Origin of the sequence: Moorena sp. SIOASIH, assembly GCF_010671925.1 — a bacterium.
Taxonomy (GTDB): Bacteria; Cyanobacteriota; Cyanobacteriia; order Cyanobacteriales; family Coleofasciculaceae; genus Moorena.
On record NZ_JAAHIH010000013.1, the window covers coordinates 54323 to 76500 of the forward strand.

A 22178-nucleotide genomic window follows, 5' to 3' on the forward strand; every position below is an offset into this window, starting at 1 on the left:
TTTGGGTCAGGGTAATCCCTAATGGCTAATCATTATTGCTAGCATTTACTAGTTTAATGAGGTACAAATAAAAATTTCCTACTCCCGACTCCCCACTCCCGACTCCCCACTCCCGACTCCCGACTCCCGACTCCCGACTCCCCACTCCCCACTCCCGACTCCCGACTCCCTACTCCCCACTCCCTAATCCCCACTCCCTGTTTCCTAAAACCAAGAATAAAAGTACCTCACATGACCGATAAATTACCACCAATTTACTTCTACATTCCTCAGGGTTTATGGCCGGACACCATGCCCAAAAGTGCCGATGAGAACTGGAAAGGCTTTGGGATTGGTATTTATGCCTGGACTTTACAAACCTATCTGCGCCTGAAAGCCGATGGTTTCCCTTGCGAACTAGTAGCAGAATTGCCCAGAGAGGGGATTGTCCTGATCCACCGCAATTGTTTACGAGCTCACAAAGACCAGCTCAAGCCAGGACCAAAGTTATTGCTGATTTGTATTAAAGCTGAACAAATACCCTATCCCTATGCTCAACTCCATGTGGTACAAAATCCTCTGGAAACAATGCATCTGCGTAATAGTTACTACTTACCCCACTGGACTCAGCCAGGGTTAATTCAGCGCCATCCAGCACGATGCGATCGCTTTGAAACCATCGCCTTCTTTGGTCATGAAAATAATATAGCGCTAGAGTTAAAGCATCCCTCCTGGCAACAACAACTCCAAGCACTAGGGTTATCTTGGCAACCAGTAATCAATAGCAATCGTTGGCATGACTATAGCAACCTAGACAATCGCTGGCATGACTACAGTCAGATTGATGCTATTGTGGCTGTGCGTAGCTTTGAGGGTCACACAGGCTGCCTCCACCGCAATTACCTGACCAAACCAGCTACCAAACTCTACAATGCTTGGCTAGCAGGGGTTCCTGCTATTCTCGGATGTGAAGCTGCTTATCAAGTAGAACGCTATAGCCCACTAGACTATCTGGAAGTGGCTACCCCTAGCGCGTTAATTTCAGCCCTTAAGCGGTTAAAAGAAGAGCCAAATTTACGTAGCGCTATGGTTAAAAATGGTAGAATTCGTGCCAAAGCGATCACCCCTTCAAGTACTACGAAGAAGTGGCGTTATTTCTTAGAAACTATTGCCTTACCTGCCTATGATCGTTGGTGCAATCAATCTCATTGGTCTCAACAGATTACCTTAAGGCAGAGTTATCTTGGCTTCCAGGGAAATCGAGTTAAAGATAAACTAACAAGAGTTTTATTGGCTAGCAACAATTCCAGATAAAAGTCGATGGTAAATGTTTTTTTTTCAATGGGTTTGGTATCATTATTATATAGCAGTTATAAATTCGTTGATGTACTTACACTGCTGTTTTTTAGGGAGTAGGGAGTAGGGAGTAGGGAAGTAGGAAGTAGGGAGCAGGGAGTAGGGATTAGGGAAGTAGGGAGTAGGGCTTTTTTAACAACAAATAGTTTCACCTATCATTGTAAAACGCTATACTTAGACTAGATACTAACCCAATAGTAATTATTAACCATTTCTAACTATGGTTCAAGCAGTATCCAAACTATTAACCTTTGACGAATTCTTAGAACAGTACCCAGAGGATGGAGGAAACTATGAACTTCGCCAGGGTAGAATTGTAGCTATGCGTCCCACCGGTTTACACGAACAAGTAGCAGCTCTCATTGCCAGAAAGATAGATGTCGAAATAGAGAGACTTTCACTACCCTACTTTATTCCTCGAACTTGTCTTGTCAAACCCTATCAACAAGGAGAAGGCTATTTACCAGATATCATTGTCTTGGATAAACAAACCGTTGTCGAAGACCCCTACTGGCAAAAAGCGATGCAGCGCGGTCTTGGGGGTCCCCCCCATGAGCGACTGCATCAAGACAAGTCAAGTATCTCAATCGGTAAATCAGCTAAGTTAATCGTGGAAGTGGTTAGTACCAACTGGCAAGATGACTATCTAACCAAACTGGCTGAATATGAAAAATTTGGCATTCCAGAATACTGGATTGTTGACTATAAAGCCCTGGGAGGAACCCGATACATTGGGTCTCCTAAAATTCCTACAGTTTGGATATACGAGTTAGCTGATAATGAATATAAAGAAGGCAAAACCTTGACGGGATGTGATTCTATTGAATCACCAACTTTCCCAGAACTAAAACTGACTGTTGAGCAGCTGGTCAAGGCCGGAACATTATAATTATGTAAGCATATGCGCGTAGCGCATATGCTTACATAATTTTTCCCTCAGTAATGGATATAATTTTTATCTCAAGGATGGATATAATTTACTTAATCTTTATCAAAAAGAACTAGTTTTATTCAGTTTCTTTATAAAAAATTCCCAGTTTTTTGGCTAAAGTAATCCTGATATGTATTGCAGCCAAAAAAAAGCGCGATTATGCTTGAGTCACTCCCAAGCTCTACCAAGGCGCAGAAAAATGTTCTGACAGATGGGCAATTAACTTGTACCTACCAAGAACTTCCAGAGGTCTTTGAAGCTCTCCAGCAGTATTTTGACCAACGGGGAATTAGCATTACCGATTGCTTTGCCCTCGAATGTGATAATACTGTATCCAGTGCCCTAGTCCTGTTATATCTACTGGAGAGAGGTTACCGTTTTCTACTGTTACCCCAGGAAGTCAACCCACCCCAAGTGCTTGGCTCTAAGCAATCTCTGCCACGATTCTGCCGATACAAGATTAGGACTGGAAGCTTTACCGACAAGCCAAAAGCCCCTAATTTTAGATATCCTGAGCAGTTTGTGGATATTGTTGAAAACGAGGATTGGATTGGCGATGGCCCTTCGGCCACTGCCGAATGCGATCGCATTGGGATAAATCCCATTCAGGAAAATAATCCTAGTCGAAAACTATATATAAGGACATCGGGAAGTACAGGAAAACCCAAAATAGCAGTCCATTCCCATGATAAGCTACTCAGAAACGCACTCAACTGCTTGCAACGACTGGGTCTTAAACAGGATGACCGCATAGCGATTCCGGTACCAATTTATCATATGTATGGTTTGGGGGCGGCGTTTCTGCCAGGTGTGATGGCGGGAGCATCTATCGACTTACAGAAGAATTCCAACTTGCTCAAGTATATGCAGCGGGAACGAGACTTTAATCCCAATGTTGCCTTCATGACACCGATGTTTTGTGAAACATTGCTCAAGGGACGTAAGACTTCTAGGAAATACAACCTTACCGTAGTGGCAGGCGATCGCATCCGGGAAGACACATTTGTCAGATTTGAATCCCGTTTTGGTTCGTTGGTGAGCTTGTACGGTAGTACAGAAATGGGTGCGATGGCAGCGTCTAGTCCGGATCAGCCTCAGGAGGTGCGGCTTAAAACCGTAGGAAAACCGATGTCAGGAGTAAAAATTACTTTAGCAAAGGATAACACCGATGGTGTTAGCGAACTCTGGTGTCACCATGACTATGGTTTTGAAGGATATGTTGATCAAGACGGGAAACCCATTAGCCAGGGTATTCAGACTCAGACTGATTGGTTTGGCACCAAGGACTTGGGTCGAATTTGGTCCGATGGTCACCTAGAAGTCATTGGCAGATGTGACTATAGCGTCAACCGAAATGGTCTTCTGGTGTTGTTGGCGGATGTGGAGAGAGGGATTGAAACCATTGAAGGAATAGATTCTGTGGTGGTGGTCTCTCAAGGAGAAAGTCAACGAGGTAAAGGAATTGTGGCTTATTGTGTTCTTGCTAAAGACAGCAATATTCCTGAACCAGATATCCGAGCTGCTTGTTTCGATATTTTGCCAAGGCATGGGATTCCGGATCAGATTTTTCTGGTAAATTCTTTTCCGAAGCTGCCCAATGGTAAGGTTGATCGACTCAAACTTATTGGTATGCATGACCAGGGCAAGGGTAAGCATATGCGCTACGCGCACGCTGCGCGAACAGCCGTCAGCGGTCAGCCGTGAGCTAAAAGCTCACGCGTGCGCGAACAGTTTGACGTAACTCAGCATTATTCGAATGGTTACCTGTTTTATTCAAAAGCTGATAGCTGATAGCACCTCAAGTAGCGTGCGCGTAGCGCTAATCGCTGTTCGCTGATAGCTGATAGCTGATAGCTGACGGGCAAGGATTGATTAAGAGTGAAATCAACCGAGTTTAAACATCAGGTTAAACAAAATATAGCGTTTATCATAGCTATGAGGTACACAGAATTTTTTCCCTCTTCCCACTTCCGAATTGCCTCTTACCTGCTCCCTGCTCCCTGCTCCCTGCTCCCTGCTCCCTGCTCCCTAAAACCCAAGAATTTGTACTTCATCCAAATAAGAATTGCTATAAGTAATATGCCAAATTCAGTCCAAGTTGTCATGGGAATTCCCGGTGTAGGAAAGTCTACTTATATTAAATCAATGATTACCAGAAAAATCTGGAAAGATTCAAAACTCATACAAATTAAAGATGAGTATTTAGATTTAGAGAAAATTAGTATCGACGGAAATAATAACAACTATATTGTTCACTATAGTCTGTTAAGAGAGCATTTTTTTAACCTTAAAAGGAATATCAATAATGGCAGTAAATTTGATTTTTCATTAATCCATTTATTGCGGAGGCATGAACAGCTAAATACTTATTTTCTAGTTGCTCCTTATTCTGAAATTAAAAAGCGAGTGTTACTGCGGGATAATATAGAGCCTTTAACTGGCCAGAAATTCGACAATAATTTCAAGCATAAAGTGTTGGCGACTCTTGGCAGCCTCGATTTACCTAAAGTGTATTCAAAGTATTTCGATTTATGGGAAAAACGTAAAATTAACTACAGCATAGTTAATACAACAAATTACAGCTATGAGCTAGTATCAACAAAGCAAGAAGCCATACAAATTATTAAATAAACCGCCGATACTTTGTTATAGCGGTTATAATCTGAATCAGAAACACCTATTTTGTAACTGTTAACTGTTCCCTATTCCCTATTTGGTAAAATCCAAAAGGTACCTTACCTATGTGATAAATGTTATAGTGTTGTTATTTTTTTTTATAATAGTATGTCTCTAATACTATTAAGTTCATAATTGTAGTATCAGTAAATTCAAATTTTATTTATAGCAAGATTAAACCATGTCTGAAACTGTAGCTAATCAACTCAAAGAACTTATTGTCCAAGAACTAGATGTCAACCTTAAACTAGAAAATATTGATGATAATGCACCCCTATTTGAAGATGGATTAGGAATTGATTCCCTCGCCATTGTGGAACTAATTACATTAATTGAAGAACACTTCAAGTTTGAGTTTGCTGACTCTGATCTCAGGGCTGAGACTTTCGTAAGTCTTAATAGTTTAGCTAATTTAGTGGTTAGCAAGATTAAGCCGGACAATACCTTAGTAGTGTAGCCAGGGTAGCCAGTTAAATAGCCAGATTACACTGGCTATTTAAAATGGCATAAGTAGTTTATAGCAATTCTACGACTTGTGAGGTACAAATTTCTGGTTTTTAGGGAGCAGGGAGCAGGGAGCAGGGAGCAGGTAAGAGGAACCCACCCCTAACCCCTCCCAGGAGGGGAAGGGAAGAGGAAAGAGGTAAAAAATAATGTGTACCTCATGAGTCCTAGAAACGCTATATTACCAAAAAAAATAATAACAAATAAATTCCTTGTCAGTCAGGCAACAAAATGTATAAAAATTTAGTCAATCATGACTTTGAAGCTAACAATCTTCAAGATCTGGAAAATTCAGTTCGATTTATACAAATAGAGCCAACGACTCATTGCAACTTTACCTGTAAGTTTTGCTGTGGTCGCCATATGACTCAAAGCAATCTTTCCTTTGAAACCTTTGTCCAAACCCTTGACCAATTTCCTGACCTAGAGCATATTGAACTTCAAGGGGAAGGAGAACCACTCCTTCATCCCCAATTCTTTGAGATGGCTAAGCTGGCTCAGAATCGGGGAATCAAGGTATCGATAATTACCAATGGGAGTATGTTTTCTCCTCAACGCATTCAGAAAATTCTGGACTGTGGCATTGAAGCCATTCGAGTCTCGATCGAGTCACCCGATCCCCAAGAGTTTAGAGAAATTCGCGGTGGAAGATTAGAAAACATTATTGAAGGAATTCAGGCTCTGCTAAAATCACGCAATGAGCTTGGCAGGGAAAATCCAACGGTAGGATTTGTTGTAACAGTACTTCAACAAACTAAGAAGCAGTTGCCAGCCATCGCCCGATTGTACGATCAGCTAGAAATGGATGGGGGAATCCAGTTTCACCTACTAAGTTCTATGGATAGCTATACTCAAATCTATGATCAGACGATGTCTAATCAGTTTCTTTCTAAAATAGAGACAACTTTAGTCTGGTCTCAGTATGTGAAAATTATCCAATCTCCGCAGCATCATAGAAGTCAGATCAAACACTTCTACGACGAACTTCGTGAGCTTTCTCCATACCCGAAACGTGACCACACAGATAAAAATAAATTTTTGGTCAGAGTTTTCCGAAGCTGTCCTTCATTAGATAGTTCCCTCTATGTGAATCGTTACGGAATTGCTACAGGATGCAGCAAGATCAAGGATACTGAGCAATTTGCTCTTGGAAAAATTGATTTCAATAGTATTGAAGAAATCATTAACGCTCGCAATCAGATCAGACAACAAGTTCGCAGTGGTATTGTTCCAGCAGCTTGTCGCCACTGTTTTATTGCCGAGTCAATTTCAGCACGGTTGTCGAATCTGCTCCAGAAAAAACCAAAACCATTGACAGGGAGTTCTTTAACTTCTACCAAAAAGCCTACCAATGCTTCTAAGCATATAAATCCTCAAGTCATTGGCTACATTCCCTATGAAGAATCAATTTTTGAGGCAATTTTACCATTTTGCGATGGCGAAACAACTTGTGATGAGATTCTTCAGCAGGTATGCCAGAAGTGCGAATTAGACATCAAGGAAGGAAAAATGAAGGTTCTGCCAGCAATAGACGAACTAGTTCGTCGAAACCTAATCGTTATTTAGTTTTCAGTAAATTGGCAAGCAACGGAAATAGGACTTATGAAAAATCCATCGATTATGTAATTGATAAGTAAAATGAGAATTGCCATCTGCTCCCTATCCCAATTGACCTATGTTGCTGAATTTATTGATGTGGCTCAACGTTTAAATGAGAAACATGAGGTTTGTTATTTTCTAGGATTTCATTGCTCGAGTGCGATCAATCTCTTACAAAAGAAACACCTCCCTCATCAAGTGTTGAACAAGGGTCTGGAAACGGCATCGATTTTAACAAGTCCAGCCACAGCCAAATCTACTTACGATCTCTTTAAAGGCTATTTCTTCAAATATGCAGAACTTGTCCTGCCCGATTTACTTAAAGCCTTTAAGCACTGGAAGCCAGATTTAATTTTGTCTCATTTGAGAGATTATACAGGCATCACCGCAGCAGAAATTATCAACAAAGCGGTCGTATCCTTTGGGAGCCATACTTCGCCATTGAGACTAGAAAGCATCGAACCACCATTTGGCTCAAGAGGGAGCAGATATACACCCAAGGGACTGTTGAAAATCTGGTGGGAACTTCATAATAAGTTCAATGATAAAGTAGATAGGATCTATAATCATACAATTAGGCAGCCCTATGGACTTTCCGATGTATATAATACTAGCACACTTCACTCCGATAGACTGGTTTTACTTTCCCTAATTTCAGCTTTAAGCAACAAACATTCTCAGGAGCCACCCCACATTAAATACGTTGGTTCACTCTTATCCAGAAAGCTTGACGCAGCTCCAGCCAAAGAGATAGATTTAATAGCACGTATCTCCTCAATGCCAAAACCCAGGGTATTTGTATCTCTTGGTACAACCTATGTTACAAAACTATTGATTGAAAAATGTCTCAAAGCACTAATACCCTTTCCCGGTACTGTGATTGTTAGTCTAGGGGGAAAAACCGACTTAAATCTTCCTTCACTGCTCGACCTTCCTCATATCATCTGGAATTCCTTTTTCTTCGATGTGGATAGGGTATTAAAACTATCTGATGTGATTGTTACTGTGGGTGGAGGAAAAAGTGTAATGGATTCACTCTCTGTCGGTAAGCCCCTAATCTGTTTGCCACAGCAAGGGGAGCAATGGGAAATCGCCCTGGCACTGCAATCTCTTGGTGCAGCAGAAATTCCTTGTCCGAGGAAGTGGGATGGGCAAACATTTACTGAAGTAACAGAGCAGGTTGCCACAGAGGCTAAGTACACAGAAGCAGCAGCTCTTTTGCAGTCAAAAGTGGAACAAAGTGGAGGCGTGGAGGAAGCGGTGAAAGCGATCGAGGCATTGTAGAAGTGTGTAGATGTCAATCAAACTTTGATCAGTATGATCAGTTATTGTCTTGAACAACTAAAGGATAATTATGTATAATAAATTATGGATGCTTGATTTTTTTCAAAATAGTCGTGAAATTGTTAAAGCCATAAAGTATGGCATAGCTTTACCTCCATTGTTGTTAAAAAATGGCTTCACTATTTTTCATGATTGTGAAGAGGTTAAGGGCAACGATTTAGCCGATATTATTCGAGTAATAAACCAAATAATTCTTGGGAGATTTGAAAGTATTTTTTGCGAACAGTTCTATACAAATAATGAGTTTTATAAGCCAGGTAATAATCATGTAATCCTTGATATAGGTGCACACATTGGATTATTTGCTTTATACTGTAACATGCAGGATAAAAGCAATAAACTTCATTGTTTTGAACCAGCAAAAGCAACAGTTAACTATCTCAAAAAAAATGTCATACAAAATGGGTTACAGGATGCAATTAGGATTTATCCCTATGCTATTTTGGATAAAACAACTACTATGACTCTTAGGTCATCACAAGCAACGGAAACTCGTTCCTTATTTAAGGAAAAAAAGCTCACCACCAATAATACCAATAATTTTTTGAGCTCTCCAGAGTTCATGAAAGTTATCAAAACAAATGATTCGACAGAACGTGTTCAATGCATATCTCTTGAACAAGCCTTGCAGTTAGCCAATACTGAGCGAGTTGATTTTTTAAAAATTCATGTTCAAGGAGCTGAAGTTGAGATAGTGACTGGCGCTTCAGAAGCAGTTTGGCAGAAAATTAATAAGGTTGCCTTAATATATCATGAGTACATCCGCCCTGGTTGCTCTGATCTTTTAGTAAAAGTTCTCACCAGTCACGGCTTTTCTACTATTATGGTTGAACCAGATTCACAAACTTCAGGAGGAGTGGGTGTAATCCGAGCATCTAAATGAAGATTAGTTAAGGAATTTAATTCGATAAAAATAGAGATAAAAATAGATGTAAAAACAGATTATGAAACCGTCAAAAAAGTTAGATTCAGAGAATCAAAAAGCTACGATTAGGACTCAAGCAGGAGTGCTCCAAGAAGATGCGATCGCTCCTATGTCTAAAAAACCGCCAAAAAGCCGGAACCAGTCAGACTATCCCCAGATTGTACGTTGGAGTAATATCAGAACTGAGTTCAGAATGCGGCGAGAAGCCAATCCTTTGTTTTCCCCCTATATCAATACTCGAAAGGGGGAAGTTAAAAATGTCGTACTGGGCATTGGTGGTGCGATGGGTCATGACGGTAACGTGGCACTGATTGTTGATGGTAAACTCATCGCTGCTAGCCAAGAGGAAAGGTTTACTGGATACAAGCACGACGGCTGTTTTCCTTTTTCAGCCATTAAGGACTGTCTGGAAATCGCAGAATTGAAGCCATGGGATGTTGATGTTTGTGTTTTTGCAGAAAAACCCGTTCAGAGGTTTTTAGCTCAGCAAATCCAACGACCAAGCAGTTGGTTGAGTCGGCTGGTTGGGTATTTAATGCCGAAATCATGGCAAAGCCAGTATACAGTAGCTGCCCAACGGATGCTGCCCAACGCTAAATTCTTCTACGCCTGGCATCACCTCTGCCATACTGCAGCTGCTTTCTACACTTCCCCTTTCGAGAGTGCGACTTTCCTTTGCGTAGATGGAAGTGGAGAGGATGTCAGTGCTTCCCTAGGGCGGATTAGCCACAACACCCTTGAGGTGTATTATGAACAACCCTATGAAAATGGCTTGGGCATGCTCTACACCCTATTGACGAGATACCTTGGCTTCGATTTGGGCTGTGAATATAAGGTAATGGGTCTGGCTCCCTATGGAAAACCCTTGTATGTTGACCATTTGCGATCGCTACTGACTGAGGGTGCCCATGGCGGGATTCGGTTTACAGACAAGCTCACAAGTCATGAAAGCCTGAAGACAGCACAGAAGCTTGTAGCCAATGCTACTGGAATTCCCCCACGAGTAGCTGGAGAGCCTCTTTCCTCAGAACAGGTAGATATTGCTGCTTCTTTACAGGTAGTGTTTGAGGAAGAAGTGATCAAAATGGCTAAGTTTGCCCGCGAGAGTGTCGATGAAGAAAACCTCTTGTTCTGTGGCGGGTGCGCCCAAAATTGTGTTGTGGCTGGGAAACTTCGAGATTCATCCCTTTTCCAGAATGTCTTCAACTCTCCCGTAGGTGGGGATATGGGAAATGGACTGGGGGCTGCTCTGTTGTATGAAAGACAGCGGTTGGGCAAAGGTCAAAAGGTTCAAATTGAAACCCATGGGTTTTATCTAGGGTCAGAGCCAGGAAGTATACCAGACGAAGCACAATCTTACCGCTTGGAGTTTGAAGGTTCTCTCCACGAATTTGCCGCTCGGTTGCTTTCAGAGGGCAAAATTCTTGGCTGGGTACGAGGTCGTATGGAACTCGGGGCTCGTGCTCTCGGCGCTCGCTCGATTTTAGCTGACCCACGCCAACCTGATATGCAGTCGGTTCTCAACTTAAAAATCAAATTTCGGGAGTCATTCCGCCCCTTTGCTCCAGCGGTTCTGGCCGAAGAGGCTTCTAAGTGGTTTGATGTCTACCAGCCTTCCGATTACATGCAATACACAGCCTACCTCAAACCAGAGCATCGGTATCCCCAGCCTGAAACCTTTGATTCCATGCGCGATCGCTTAAACTATGTCAAGTCTGTTGTTCCTAGCATTGTCCATGTGGATTACTCAGCACGCTTGCAAACTGTTGATGCCAAAGTCCACCCCGACTTCCATAAACTAATTAGTGCCTTTTTCAAAATAACTGGAATTCCGCTGATTATTAACACAAGTTTTAACGTCAGTGGGCAGCCAATCGTTAGAACAGCCCAGGAGGCATGGAAATGCTTCATTCACACTGATCTAGACTTTCTCGTCATTAATGATTCTATTTTCCGAAATCCATTTAATAAATCACAGGAGGAAAAAATCCAATGGAGAAAACAATTCGACAACCACTTACGGTAATTCTTATAAAGATAATTAAAATCCTTACGCCCCCAGCGAAACCTGGTTGGCAGCGAAGCCGCCGCTCCTGCGATTTAAAGGGAAGGTAATATCAAGTCTGGTTGAATACCCATAATTAATGGAGAGTGTGGGAAGGGTGGGGAGGGTGGGAAGTGTGGGGAGATGGGGAGATGGGGAGATGGGGAGATGGGGAGATGGGGGAGATTTTTATTAAGCGATGCAGCGCGGTCTTGGGGAGGCAGCGCGGTCTTGGGGGTTCCCCCCATGAGCGACTGCCGTTGGTTTCCCCCATGAGCGACTGCATCAAGACAGGGTAATTATCCTGACATGATATAAGTCATGTTTCGTGTAAGCATATGCGCTACGCGCATTGGCTGATAGCTGTTCGGTGTAGCGTGCGCGTAGGCCGTAGGCCTTTAGCTGAATGCTTACAGTTGGTTTTGCCCCCCTAACCCTCCAATTTTGGGCGTTGCTGATTCTGGGTATGGTTTTGCCCCCCTAGCCCCCCAATTTTGGGGGGAAAAAGACTTTCTTGCGTCCCCCAAAGTTGGGGGATTTAGGGGGCTTGACCAAAACCAGATGATCGCGCATTCATTCCTTAATTCCGCAACGCCCCAATTTTGGGCAGGGCTGTTTCAAAGTACCTCATAATTGGGGAACCAACAGGGACAATGGGTAAGTTCTGTCCTATTTCTAGCGTTTCTCATAGTTCTGAGGTACAAAATTTTTTCATTATTACCTATTTCCTGCTCCCTGCTCCCTGCTCCCTGCTCCCTGCTCCCTGCTCCCTGCTCCCTGCTCCCTGCTCCCTGCTCCCTGCTCCCTGCTCCCTGCTCCCTGCTCCTTGCTCCCTGCTCCCTGCTCCCTGCTCCCTGTTCCCTGTTCCCTGTTCCCTGTTCCCTAAAACCCATAATTTTGTACCTCATTAGTTTGATATTTGCTATATTGGCATCAGTTTGAAGCTATGGCATCCTCCACTCCCAAAGAATCCAGTGTTAATCCTTCGAGCCAAACCGAGTCTGAAAGTTTGGTTTCAGATTTCTGGAAATCTGTTAAAACTAACATCAAATTAAAGCATCAGGCTCCTCCAATTAAGCCTGTCCAACGTAACGGAAATCTACCCCTTTCCTTTGCCCAGGAGCGGCTGTGGTATCTCGACCAGTTGCAGCCTGGTAACTCTTTCCATAATATGCGTATGGCCCTTCGCCTCCAGGGTGTACTCAACATAGACGCACTGGAGCAAAGTCTGAGGGAAATTGTGTGCCGCCACGAAATCCTACGCACCACATTTACCGCTGTGGATGGCAAACCTGTGCAAGTCATCTCCCCAAATATCTCCCCAAATATCTCCCCAAATATCTCCCCAAATATCTCCCCAAATACAGTATTGGAGTTGCCAGTAGTAGACCTCCAGAAACTCCCTAAAACTGAGCGGGAAACTGAAACTCACCGACTAGCCACTGAAGAGGCTGAAAAGCCTTTCGACCTGGCACAAGGACCATTGTGGCGCTGCAAACTCTTGCGCCTGAGGGAAGAGGAACATGTACTGATCTCGATAATACACCACATCATTTTTGACGGTTGGTCTCATGCTGTTTTCTGGCGAGAAATGGTTGCGCTCTACGAAGCCTTTGTCACCGGGAAGCCGTCGCCACTTCCTAAACTCCTGATTCAGTATGCTGATTTTGCTCAATCACAACGACAATGGCTGCAAGGTCAAGTGCTGGAGTCTCAGCTTGACTACTGGAAGCAGCAATTACGTGGTAATGTTCCCCAGTTAGAATTGCCCATTGACTACCCAAAACCCACTGTCCCAACTCACCAAGGTAGACTTCAATATCTAGCACTATCTAAACACCTCACCAAAGCCCTCAAGACCCTGAGTCATCAGGAGGGTGTGTCTCTGTTTGTGACATTACTGGCGGCATTTAAAACCTTACTTTATCGATACACAGGTCAGGAAGACATGATTGTGTGTTCTCCTGTGGCCGGTCGCAATCGAGTGCAAACCAAAAAGTTAATTGGATACTTTAACAATATTGTTGTAGTGCGCACTGGACTGGGGGGAAACCCAAGTTTTCGGGAAGTAATCGGTCGGGTGAGCCAAGTCACCTTAGGAGCCACTCAACACCAAGACTTGCCCTTCCAGAAGCTGGCAGATCTGGTTCCCATTCCTCTGTCGAGAGGGATGTTTGCTCTGCAAAATACCCCAAGTAAACCCGAACAGATGGCAGGCATCACGGTGAGTCATCTGCCTTCAGATCGGCAGACGGCAGATTTTGATTTGTTCCTGTCTATGAAGGAGACGGGAGGACAACTCAAGGGCAGGCTACAGTACAAAACTGATTTGTTTGAGGCAGCTACAATTACCCAGATGCTAGAGAATTTCCAGGCTTTACTGGAAAGTGTCATTGCTAATCCGGATCGGCATCTGGAGGAGTTGCCCTCTTTTGGAAAGGCAAACCCGATTGACGCAGTGGGGTCATCGTCCGCGATCGCTATTGAACCCCGAAAAATAGAAACAGTCCTAGCACAACATCCCGATGTCGAAGAAAGTCTGGTCACTATTCAGGAAGACCCACCGGGGGAAAAGTGCCTGATCGCCTATGTAGTCCCAAATCAGAAACAGGTTCCCAGCCTAAAGGAACTGCGCCGTTTCCTGAAGCAGAAGCTACCCAACTATAGGGTACCTTCAAGGTTTGTTCCCCTAGAAGCAATGCCCCTCACACCTGACGGTAACGTAGACTATACTGCTCTACCAGCTCCCCACTTGATCAGGCAAACCCCAGAACAAGCCTATGTAGCACCTCGCACCCCCATTGAGCAAAATCTAGCAGAAATTTGGGCGAAAGTCCTTTGGCGAGACCAAGATGTAGGCATCCATGACAACTTCTTTGACCTGGGAGGACATTCCTTACTGTCGATGCGCCTAGTGGCAGAAATTGAGGAAGCCTTCCAGAAAACACTCCCTTTAGCATCCCTATCCCAGTTAGGTACCATTGCTGAACTGGCTAGCTTTTTGGAGCAGGCAGCCGAATCAACACCAACACCCTCAGTCTTACCACCAATATCCCCACCATCATCACCCTTCCCTGAGCTGTCACCAGAAATCTATCGCAAACTATTGGCCTACAATGCTGGACGCAAAGGTCAACGAGCCGCCCCCAACTCCTTAATAGTAGGCATGAACACCTCTGGAACAAAGCAGCCCCTGTTCTGGTGTTCAGGACGGTTTCAATACGTAGTTCAACTAGCTGAGTATCTAGGTCAAGACCAGCCCACCTATGCCATGAGCTCAGGGCAGTCTGCTATAAAATACACCAACGATAATATCAAAGCCTTAGCAGCACATTACGTCAGGGAAATTCTCACCATCCAGCCATCTGGGTCTTACTTACTGGGAGGATACTGCTCTGGTGGAACGATTGCTTTTGAAATTGCCCAGCAACTACTCAGTCAAGGGAAAACCATCACCCTGCTATGCCTACTCGAAAAATTCATCCCCCAACTTTATCCAGGCCGGGTGGCACTTTTATTCGGTCGAGACAGTGAGTTCAACCCTTACAACTCTTTCCAGAACCTGGAGTTAGGCTGGCGTAAATTTTATCAGGGAGGATTTAGTATAGACCTGATCTCTGGAGCCCACAAACAGTTCTGGTATCAACCCCACATCCACGTATTCATCCCAAAATTACAGGCTGCCATCGAGAACGCTCAGAGGGAGGAAACATTACAAACTGCCATCGAGAATACTCAGACAGAGGAAACCGGACAGATTTTCTCTGAGAAAGCCTATCGAGCTGAGCTTGTTGCCCGACCATCCTTGGTAGCTTCGGCGGGAGAAACCATCTCGATTCCGATCACAGTCAAGAATATTTCTTCTGTGACCTGGCTATCGACCCATAAAAGTGCGATCCGACTAGGAAATCACTGGTTAGATCAGAGCACAGAAGTGATACAGTGGTCTGATGGTAGAGTAGACCTGCCATCGGATTTGCCACCAGGGGAAGACATTGAATTGTCCTTGGAGGTGACCACGCCAGTCGAATCTGGTCACTACTTGTTAGAACTGGATCTGGTGGAAGAGGGGATAACTTGGTTCAAAGATTTTGGTTCCCAAACCACAACGGTTGAGGTGAGTGTCAATCCTGAGCAGGAGACGATTACCTTAGAGCAAGACAATCCTGAAGTTTATCGCTGCCGAGGTCACTGGGAATTTGAGAAAGGGGATGTAGACAGAGCCATCATCAACTACCAAAAAGCCCTTCAACTGGATCCAAGTGGGCCAGTTGAAGTCTATCAAAACCTAGGAGACGCTCTGAGTCAGCAAAAGCAGTTTCCATTAGCCATAACTGCCTACACCAAAGCTCTTGAGTTACAGCCAGACAATGGACATGTTTATTTTAGGCTCGGCAATGCTCAGCTAGAGGAAAACGAGCTAGATAGTGCCATTGCCAGCTACCAAAAAGCGATTGAGCTGGCTCCTCCATCGGCGTGGATACACAAAAACCTAGGCAAAGCTTTGCATAAGCAAGGACAGTTAGAGTCCGCCATCGCTAATTACACCAAAGCCATCAAATTACAGCCCGATATGCCGGAGCTTTATGTTCAATTAAGTTCTGTTCAGCTCAGACTTGGACAAATCGAGTCGGCCATAGCCAACTACAAAGAAGCGATGTTCTTAAATCCAGACAATCTCTGGGTTTATTGTCAATTGGGCAACACTTACCTAAGAGGCGGGGATAGAAAAGCAGCGATCACCTGTTATCAAAAAGTGATCGAGGTCGATCCATCTTATGCTGACGCCTACCGACACTGGGGGAATGCTCTGACTCACTTCGGGGAGCTAGAGTCGGCCATAGCCTATTATCAAAAAGCAATTGAATTGCAGCCAGACAATCCCAATTTTTATCATATGTTAGGCAATGCTCAGCTTAAGCAAGGGGATATAGGAAATGCGATCGCTTCTTATCAAAAAGTGATTGAGTTGAATCCCAAACAGTTTAGAGCGTACACAAATCTGGGACACCTTTTCAACAAGCTTGGGCAACTAGATCAAGCCTACGCTGCTTACACTAAAGCCATGCACTTACAACCCAAAAGTCGAGTTGTGGCTCGCAGCTTGGAAAACCTCAGGGGAAAAAAGGGGGGGATGTAGAAAAAGGGCTGTTGGAGCGAGAGCCAGATAAAATGCGATCGCGTCTTTGAGTGTAAAAGTCATAGAACAAGAATTCACGAATCACTAGTCAGATAACTAGTCAGGTAAGTTAATGAGTAAATCAAAAATTAAAAACCAAAACCCAATCTTGACTTGGGTAGCTAAAGGGAATGCCCTCATAGAACTGGGAAAATTTGAGGAAGCTGAAGCAGTATTCCAGGAACTTTCCCATAAATACCCTGAAAAAAAACAAGGCTATGGAGGTTTGGCTCGTGTAGCGATACATTGCCAAAAGTGGGAGCTGGCTGTTGAAATACTTGATTTAGCAATCAGCCTTTTTCCAGGTGATTGGAAGTTTCTGTTGCAGAAAATCAATGCCCTATTGAATATTCCCTTATTTGAGCAAGCCAAACAGCTAATTCACGCTGGACAATCACGGTTTCCCCAAACCATACAATTCACTATCGCTGAAGCGAATTTATTCCAAAAACAATATAATTACCAACAAGCCCAAAAAATCCTGAAAACAGCCAATCTAAGATATCCGGAAAATTTGACTATTCAACTTGAGATGGCTTACAACCATTTACAACTTGGCGAAATTCAAGACGCCAGAAGCCTACTAGATAAACTAAAACAGAGCAGCTGTTGTAAAAAAATGCCTCTATTTACAAAACTTTACTTAAAAACTCTGAGCTATGATAATAATCTAGGTGAACTTAAGCAATATATTCAGGAAATTATATCAAGCCCAACGTTGAATAGCCAATGGTTTAATAACGAGCTGCTCATCCAGTATTCCCAAGTATTAGTTAGTCAAGGTCATTATCAAGAAGCCTATGAATTATATAATCAGTTAACCAGACAGGAGCCTGGTAACTCAATGGTTTATAAAAAACAACTTCTTGGCCTATTTGAATTAGAAAAAATTACTAATATTGAAAAATTCAGCAATTTTGAGCAAACCCCTCAATTAGGGCTTTTAGTAGAAGAAACTAGTCAGTCCCTACAGGCTCGACTCACCTCTTATCTAGGCACTCATTCAGACTTTACAGAAATTAATAGTTTTTTGGGGAAAGTTATTGAAAAAAATCAACAACTATCAAGCAGCTATCAAACCGTTTTATTGAATACTTATATTTCTCCATTTGAGGTCTATAAATTCACAGTTATTCTCCTAGAACATATCCTAAATAAAATTCCGTTTTCATTGGTTAGATTAGGGGATGGAGAAGGTAACTTTTTAGACTATGAAGAAACATTTCAGGATTTACAAAATCAGGATCGTGAAGAAATACAAATAGTTTTTTGGGGTAATGTACAGATAAATAGAAATGACTTTAAAAAACTTATTCCTGACTATGTTTCAGCTATCCAAAATGCTGATCTAATCGGAATTCCAGAACTCTATAGATTTTGTTACTCATTAGATTATCAATTAATAAACAACAATTATGGACGAGAAATGCGAGGGTTACTTTCTATAATTAATACCCTAACTGATTCAAAATTTAATCAGGAACACTCTAGGGATAAACTTATCAATCAAACCCTGACATCCTGTAACATTCATCACGATCTTGAGACCTGGGGACTTTATCGATTAATTTTCAATCACTTAAAGGAATGTTCAGTTATTTCATGTCACGATAATATTAGTCAAGTTCTGAGAGAAAAATACGGAGTTGCGGTTAACCGGTTATATAAAATACCGTCAGAATATAGCTTTTCGCAACTGTTTAATTATGAAGACCAGCAAGCTCAACCTCATTATCCTTACTATTTTAATCAAATCTGTTCCGAAATTACTGTCTCCTATAGAGGAGAGGTATTTCTGGTGGCTGCAGGTTTCTTAGGCAAGATCTACTGCAATATTATCAAAAATCGCGGGGGTATTGCCCTTGATATTGGCAGTATTGCTGACTATTGGCTAAATTACAAGACAAGATGGAATCTTCAGGGGATTCCTAATCCTAATTACTATGGGAAGTTTGCGAAACTAATTAATAGGGATCTAAGGGGGGCTCAAGGAGCTTCATTGTAAGCATTCAGCCTAATGCTGTCAGCTTAAAATAAACCTCTAAGGAGAGAATTTAATAGTTCGAGATTAATCAGAATTGAAAGTCTGGGGATTTGCCCATTGCGCGATGGGCATTAGCTGATAGCTGATAGCTGAGGGCTGATAGCACCTCAAGTAGCACCTCAAGTAGCGCATTAGCTGAATGCTTACATCTCAGAGGTTGTCTGAGAAGTCTCATTTGCTACATCAAAGCCCCCTAAATCCCCCAATTTTGGGGGACTTTTAGCCGCAAATTGATTCTTGTTCCCCCCAGAATTGGGGGGCTAGGGGGGCAAAATTCAGTATCAAAAAACTTTTCAGATATCCTCTCAATAAAGGATTAATGCGATCGCTTATTTCAGTATGCTGCCCTCAGGGATGGATATATTTTACTTAATCTTTATGAAAAAACACTATTTTTACTCAGTTTATTTATTATTTCTTTATAATAAATAACCAGTTTTTTCATAAACTAATATTGATGTATACTGCAGCCAAAAAAAAGCGCGATTAGGCTTGAGTCAGTCTCAAGCTCTACGAAGACACGGAAAAATGTCCTGACCGATGGGCTATTAACCTGCATCTACCAAGAACTTCCAGAGGTCTTTAAAGCTCTCCAGCAGTATTTTGACTAACGGCAGCTTGCCATTAAGGATATATAGCGTTTCTCTCAGTTATGAGGTACAGTCTTCTTTGACATTGATTCCCTGTTAGGTGCGCTCTTACTTGGCGAATTTAATTCGCCACGGGTCGCACCTCTTGATGCAGCGCATCGCTATTCCCTATTCCCTATTCCCTATTCCCTGTTCCCGTCTTGATGCAGCGCGGTCTTGGGGGAAACCCCCATGAGCGACTGCATCAAGACAACAGGTAAGCATTCGTTTAATAGTCACGAAATTCACAGGCTTCTAGCCTGTGCCACAAAGCTGATTAGCTTTTACCCAGACTTTCATTCTCATTAATCTCGAACTATTAAATTCGACCCTTTGCGTATCGGCGCACCCTACGCTGGGTTTATTTTAAGCTGTTCGCGTAGCGTGAGCTTTAGCTCACGGCTGACCGCTGACGGCACCTCAAGCAGCGTGCGCGTAGCGCATATGCTTACTAATTAACTCATTCATTGTTGGACTTATAATTGGTTAATTTAAGGTATGTTAAACTCAGAAACTGTAGTCAAGCAACTCAAAGAAATTATTGCCACAGAAGTAGATGCCAATCTTGAGCTAGAAGATATTGATGAAAATGCCTCTCTATTTGAGGATGGATTAGGACTTGACTCTCTGGCAATTATGCAACTAATTACGTCAATTGAAAGACACTTTTGGTTTCGATTTACTGACGATGATATCAGTCCAGATAATTTTGAAGACCTCACTATTTTATCGGAATTAATTGCCAGTAAATTAACTCTTTACAGACAGTATTAACGTAGCCATGACATCACTGACTGCTTTGCCATGGGTAAGGTGTTATAAAATATGCTGAAAAATTTTCAGATATTTCTGCTAATTTTATGGAGGTTTTTTATAATGATCTGCTTCGTTTTTTCGGCGATTTGCATAACTATCAGGTACACATTGTTTCTCCTCTTCCCTCTTCCCTCTTCCCTCTTCCCTGCTCCCTTCCCCCCTTACTAAGGGGGGTTAGGGCGTGTTTTATTGCCTCGGAGATCCCCCTAAATCCCCCTTAAAAAAGGGGGACTTTGAGTATGGCTCCCCCCTTTTTTAAGGGGGGCTGGGGGGGATCATAATCTTGCGGAAAACTTTTAAAACACGCCCTAGGGGGGATTCCTGCTCCCTACAAACCCAAAACTTTGTACCTAACTGAAGTGCAAACCGCTGTTGATAGTATATTATTAGGTGCATAACTACTAATTGTTTGTTTAGGAAATAATTTAAAGGGGTGCTTGCTACAACTTAATTAAATAATTTACTAAGATTAAACTAACAAATAGATAGTTCTGAATATCTAGCTATTTAATTTGAGGAGTGGGCTTCGATGGTCCTGTTGATCTCAGTCTCTCCCCACACCACTTTTCTCAAGTTTTATTTCAATGAGAGTAAAGTGAGTAACGGGGATATTTTGTGTCTATTTTCTCTTAGTAAAGCTAAACATTTAGCTAGGTTAAACTTAACTCATGCATAATTGCACGCAATTAACAGGTCAAATAAGACGTGAACGCAATCGGAAACGTTCTAAACGAAGAGCTATTTTCTGTCCAATTCATCGTTGCTACCTGGATAGCGTTAGTCAAAAATATCGCTTGTTTGCTGATCGAGCAGGACAACTAATGCAGCGATGCAAAGCGCGAGTGGGGGAAACCCCCTGTTCTCTTGCTGCATCGCTTCTATTTTCCCCACCCCCCACACCCCACACCCCACACCCTGTATACTTTTTAGCCTTGTTGTCACCCCCTCAGCTACTATCAGCTACGGAGTGCGGATGCTTCGATTGCTTTCACAGCCCAGAGAGAGATATAGCATTTCTAAAATAGGTGAGGTAAACAAGTTTTCGATTTTAGGGAACAGGGAACGTCGGATTAGGGAACTTATGATGAAAAGACAGGGAACAGGGAACAGGGGACAGCGGATCTGGGAAACAATAGGTGTGTGTAGGTCATTAATATAAGAACCGCTATAAGTGCTTTCCTAATGTTAGTTAGAATCGTCAAAAGTGCGTTACATCGGAGGCTTTTTCTGCGACAAACGCCAGCAGGAGAGGGGATTTGGGATGGGGTTCAATTTACCCTTGAGCCAGTGGAAAGTTGTGATTATTTAATTCTTCTCAATCGCCCGCCTGAAAATCTGACCGTTGTCTGCCCACCCCAGCATGTCTGGTCGATTATCCACGAGCCACCTGTGGCATGTCGCAAAGCTTGGCATCTGAATCCGCCCTACGCCTCTCGCATGTTCACAACCGACGTGGAGCGTTCAGGAAAAGAATATATCCATAGTCAGCCAGCCATATTTTGGATGGTCAATCGAGATTATGATTTTCTAGTTTCTTTTACGGCTCCGGAAAAAACTCAACAACTCTCTTGGATAACAAGTAGACAGACTTACTTAAAAGGTCATCGTGACCGGATGGGCTTTTTGGCGAAAATTCAAGGTCAAGTGGATTTCGATCTGTGGGGACGGGACTTTAACCCGATAGATGACAAATGGGATGGATTGATTTCCTATCGCTATTCTTTAGCTATTGAGAACTATAGTAATCCCTTCTACTGGAGTGAAAAGCTGGCAGATTGCTATTTGGCTTGGTGCATGCCCATTTATTACGGCTGCACACGAATTACCGACTATTTCCCCGCCGAATCGATGATTCAAATCGACATCCATGACCCGGATGCGGCGGTGGCAAAGATCAAAGAGGCCATTGCCAGCAACGCTTGGCAGCGCAATTTAGATGCGATCGCCTACGCACGCTCACTCGTTCTGAACCGATACCAGTTCTTTCCGTTTATGGTAAGCCAAATTCGTCACTTTGAGAGCAGCTACGGTGCGTTTTCACCAAAACAACTGGTGTCTATTCCCAAATACGAGGAAAAGAGGGTCCCGATGTCAGCATTATCACAAAAACTGAAGCGCTAACTCCCCTGCATTCAACTAAGCTGAGGCAACA

General features: G+C 42.9%; 18 protein-coding genes. 16 read left to right on the forward strand and 2 right to left on the reverse strand.

From position 1 onward, the window contains the following. Positions 1–53: 53 nt before the first annotated feature. Positions 54–194 carry a hypothetical protein gene (locus tag F6J90_RS43045; RefSeq protein WP_293108990.1) on the reverse strand — a complete coding sequence of 47 codons (141 nt, stop codon included), beginning with the start codon at positions 192–194 and terminating at the stop codon, positions 54–56. Positions 195–231: 37 nt separating this feature from the next. On the opposite strand from F6J90_RS43045, the gene F6J90_RS43050 reads away from it, so the two are divergent. Then, positions 232–1293: a hypothetical protein gene (locus F6J90_RS43050; protein ID WP_293108992.1), complete on the forward strand. Its 1062-nt coding sequence runs from the start codon at positions 232–234 to the stop codon at positions 1291–1293. 56 nt (positions 1294–1349) lie between these two features. Here F6J90_RS43050 and F6J90_RS43055 read toward each other — a convergent pair whose 3' ends face one another. Further along, a complete protein-coding gene (locus F6J90_RS43055) occupies positions 1350–1487 on the reverse strand; it encodes a hypothetical protein (protein WP_293108995.1) in 138 nt (45 codons plus the stop codon). Between the two features lie 68 nt (positions 1488–1555). Between F6J90_RS43055 and F6J90_RS43060 the strand changes: the two genes are divergently transcribed. From F6J90_RS43060 to F6J90_RS43130, 15 genes are all read left to right on the forward strand, one after another. Continuing rightward, on the forward strand, positions 1556–2224 hold the full coding sequence (locus tag F6J90_RS43060) for a Uma2 family endonuclease (protein ID WP_293108997.1): 669 nt from the start codon (positions 1556–1558) through the stop codon (positions 2222–2224). Positions 2225–2425: 201 nt separating this feature from the next. Next, entirely contained in the window at positions 2426–3970 is a 1545-nt protein-coding gene (locus F6J90_RS43065; RefSeq protein WP_293109000.1) for a fatty acid--CoA ligase family protein, read from the forward strand. A 231-nt stretch (positions 3971–4201) separates the two neighbouring features. Then, a complete protein-coding gene (locus tag F6J90_RS43070; RefSeq protein ID WP_293109003.1) occupies positions 4202–4897 on the forward strand; it encodes a hypothetical protein in 696 nt (231 codons plus the stop codon). Positions 4898–5123: 226 nt separating this feature from the next. Further along, on the forward strand, positions 5124–5399 hold the full coding sequence (locus F6J90_RS43075) for a phosphopantetheine-binding protein (protein WP_293109006.1): 276 nt from the start codon (positions 5124–5126) through the stop codon (positions 5397–5399). Positions 5400–5677: 278 nt separating this feature from the next. Then, on the forward strand, positions 5678–7012 hold the full coding sequence (locus F6J90_RS43080; RefSeq protein ID WP_293109009.1) for a radical SAM protein: 1335 nt from the start codon (positions 5678–5680) through the stop codon (positions 7010–7012). Between the two features lie 72 nt (positions 7013–7084). Beyond that, complete coding sequence (locus F6J90_RS43085) at positions 7085–8329, forward strand: glycosyltransferase (RefSeq protein WP_293109012.1); 1245 nt, start codon at positions 7085–7087, stop codon at positions 8327–8329. A 70-nt stretch (positions 8330–8399) separates the two neighbouring features. Next, entirely contained in the window at positions 8400–9272 is an 873-nt protein-coding gene (locus F6J90_RS43090; protein ID WP_293109015.1) for an FkbM family methyltransferase, read from the forward strand. A 61-nt stretch (positions 9273–9333) separates the two neighbouring features. Next, entirely contained in the window at positions 9334–11340 is a 2007-nt protein-coding gene (locus F6J90_RS43095; protein WP_293109018.1) for a carbamoyltransferase C-terminal domain-containing protein, read from the forward strand. A 170-nt stretch (positions 11341–11510) separates the two neighbouring features. After that, positions 11511–11657, forward strand: a complete 147-nt coding sequence (locus F6J90_RS43100; protein WP_293109021.1) for a hypothetical protein — start codon at positions 11511–11513, stop codon at positions 11655–11657. Positions 11658–12011: 354 nt separating this feature from the next. Continuing rightward, a complete protein-coding gene (locus F6J90_RS43105) occupies positions 12012–12269 on the forward strand; it encodes a hypothetical protein (RefSeq protein ID WP_293109024.1) in 258 nt (85 codons plus the stop codon). Positions 12270–12304: 35 nt separating this feature from the next. After that, positions 12305–16498 carry a condensation domain-containing protein gene (locus F6J90_RS43110; protein WP_293109026.1) on the forward strand — a complete coding sequence of 1398 codons (4194 nt, stop codon included), beginning with the start codon at positions 12305–12307 and terminating at the stop codon, positions 16496–16498. A gap of 112 nt (positions 16499–16610) precedes the next feature. Next, positions 16611–18542, forward strand: coding sequence for a tetratricopeptide repeat protein (locus tag F6J90_RS43115; RefSeq protein ID WP_293109029.1), 1932 nt, complete (start codon positions 16611–16613; stop codon positions 18540–18542). Positions 18543–19283: 741 nt separating this feature from the next. After that, the gene (locus F6J90_RS43120; RefSeq protein WP_293109032.1) at positions 19284–19406 is read left to right on the forward strand and encodes a hypothetical protein; all 123 of its coding nucleotides are present in this window, start codon (positions 19284–19286) and stop codon (positions 19404–19406) included. Positions 19407–19708: 302 nt separating this feature from the next. After that, the gene (locus F6J90_RS43125; RefSeq protein ID WP_293109034.1) at positions 19709–19984 is read left to right on the forward strand and encodes an acyl carrier protein; all 276 of its coding nucleotides are present in this window, start codon (positions 19709–19711) and stop codon (positions 19982–19984) included. 1224 nt (positions 19985–21208) lie between these two features. Next, positions 21209–22147 (forward strand): glycosyltransferase family 10, encoded by a 939-nt coding sequence (locus tag F6J90_RS43130; RefSeq protein ID WP_293109037.1) that lies wholly within the window; start codon positions 21209–21211, stop codon positions 22145–22147. The last annotated feature ends 31 nt before the right edge of the window (positions 22148–22178 follow it).